The sequence below is a fragment of the Alteromonas sp. BZK5 genome (assembly GCF_014349115.1).
In the GTDB taxonomy this organism is placed as follows: domain Bacteria; phylum Pseudomonadota; class Gammaproteobacteria; order Enterobacterales; family Alteromonadaceae; genus Alteromonas; species Alteromonas macleodii.
Genome location: NZ_JACSOE010000219.1, coordinates 1 through 2,052 on the forward strand (window position 1 = coordinate 1; position 2,052 = coordinate 2,052).

Annotated in this window: 4 protein-coding genes; all 4 read right to left on the bottom strand. The window is 41.0% G+C overall.

Annotated elements, in window-relative coordinates; translation table 11 throughout:
• On the bottom strand, positions 1–254 hold a 254-nt coding region (traL, locus tag BIZ39_RS21430), incomplete at its 3' end, for a type IV conjugative transfer system protein TraL (protein WP_187448055.1).
• Positions 247–831 (bottom strand): hypothetical protein, encoded by a 585-nt coding sequence (locus BIZ39_RS21435; protein WP_187448056.1) that lies wholly within the window; start codon positions 829–831, stop codon positions 247–249. The genes traL and BIZ39_RS21435, both read right to left, overlap by 8 nt.
• A gap of 69 nt (positions 832–900) precedes the next feature.
• The gene (locus BIZ39_RS21440; RefSeq protein WP_187448057.1) at positions 901–1,584 is read right to left on the bottom strand and encodes a transglycosylase SLT domain-containing protein; all 684 of its coding nucleotides are present in this window, start codon (positions 1,582–1,584) and stop codon (positions 901–903) included.
• Positions 1,581–1,955, bottom strand: a complete 375-nt coding sequence (locus BIZ39_RS21445) for a hypothetical protein (RefSeq protein WP_187448058.1) — start codon at positions 1,953–1,955, stop codon at positions 1,581–1,583. The genes BIZ39_RS21440 and BIZ39_RS21445 overlap by 4 nt, the downstream gene beginning before the upstream one ends.
• Between the last annotated feature and the right edge of the window lie 97 nt (positions 1,956–2,052).

Below are 2,052 nucleotides of genomic sequence, written 5' to 3' on the forward strand. Positions count from 1 at the left end.
GAAGACTCTGAAAAGAGCCCTTTAAAATCCGTTACTCCATACCAGTATAGAAAGTGAATTAAGAACCCTCGTGGATTATTACCTTTGAAGTGGCCAAGGGCTTTCGGTACGACAAAAGCAATTAAAATAGCCCAAAGCATTTGATCCACCAGTATACCAATTGCAAGTGCAGCTAGAATGACTCCTAATTCGTCTGCCTCGATTGGACCTACTTGTAACATCTCGTCGCAGTAACGTGGTATTTGTTTACTCATGAATAGCTTCCTCCCATAATAATCGCGTTGCTTGTTTCATCGTTACTTTTGATAAAACTTTACTTGATGACGACTTACAGGCTGTCATTTGAGGACAAATATCTCGCTCCGGGTAATGTGCACATTGAGTCTCGCCTTTCGCAACTTCAATTTTGTGTAATGCTTTGACAGTTTCACAACTATCTAGCATACAAGAGTATTCATTCTCTTTAGACTCATCACAAATTTTACCGTCACAAATAGCTATCGAACCACACACTTCTGAGGAATCAGAACAAATGATGGTTGCGCACGCCTGCTTGATGTCGTTGCTCAAAATAGGTGTCGTGTTCGCACTATTATCTGCTTCATTTTTAGAATTGCTGGTGGGTTTGTAAATATCCATCGCAGCGGTTGGCGTCCACCATACATACTGCATTGAAGGTTCGATATCTACGAAATCGTTATCATTAACAACGCGGGTTTGGGTGGAGTAAAGCCCTTGTTGCTGATAGGCTTCTTTAAATACAAATGGCGTATCCTGTTCTTCAACAATGGGGCGTTGCGGTATATCTTTTACATTTGCATCCTTCATCATTGAACATCCTTGTAATGACAAGCATAGAGCGAAGAAAACGAAAACCGATTTAATCATAGTCGTACCTATTTATTGTGTAACAATCGAGATGGTTTGGGGCCTGGTGTAATTTGATTTAGTAGCAGTATTTCTGGTTTTCGATAACCTTACGAACTGTTCAAACGAGTAAATGCCATTCAGCGGTATAGCATTTGTTAATTCCCACTGTTTTGCATACTTTTGGCTATAAGAAAGCACACGAGCTGCATATTTTTGGCCTTTCTCTGAATTTGCATCACCATGCGAATAGCAAGCAAATACATCAGTTACTGAGTCGTATCTTCTACACCATTTGAGTACTTTTGATGCTGCCTGCAAATTTATATGTGGGTCTAATAAGCTTGTATAATCATCAACAATGTTGGGGTTGGCCATTATATTGACCTGCATCATCCCAATACCGATATTTGTATAACCGGCATTTAGAAGTTGCTCAAGAATGGCTGTAGCCTCAATCTTAGATTCTGGATAAAACCCTTCATGCTTTAATTGACCAATAGCGTTATCGTAACCAAGACTAATAGCAAAAGGGTGAGGCACAAAGTTAGAGTCAACCCAGTGCCCTGACTCTGCGAGTGCTAGAGAGTACACGTCCTTTGGATCCAACTGGTGCTCTAGCCCCATTCTTTCAAACTGGCTATAAGAAGGTACCTCCATCACATAAGCATGAGATACATGTGTCATGATAAGAAGAAGGGCAAACAACAGTCTCATTGAGATATCCCAATCAAGAATTGTGATTTTTTACGGCGATAGCTCCAACGCAAATATATGCCATATGCAAAGAAAGAGAACACCAAAATTGTCCAGGTAGCGCCAAGCGCTGCGCCTGTGTAATACGCAAAGCGCCCGTGATTACGGACATGGGCTTCAAACCCTATCGGTAACTGCGCATCATAAGGCGTGCGTATGACCATCTCATGTCTTTCAAATTTATAAAGGCCTAAGGACGCTCCCTTTACAAGACCTGCTTTAAAAGGATGTGTTAAGCGAAAATCATCAACTCTTATCGGAGTGCCCATCTGCTCACTGAATGCAGGTGGGCAAAGAAATATTAAAAGAATAATGACCAATGCTTTTCTCACCGCGACTACTCCGATAGTGACGCTGTCATGGCGTTATTTTTTTCAGCATTAACAGCTTGAATAAGATTGCTATAAAATTGATTGTTTGGGTCACCAT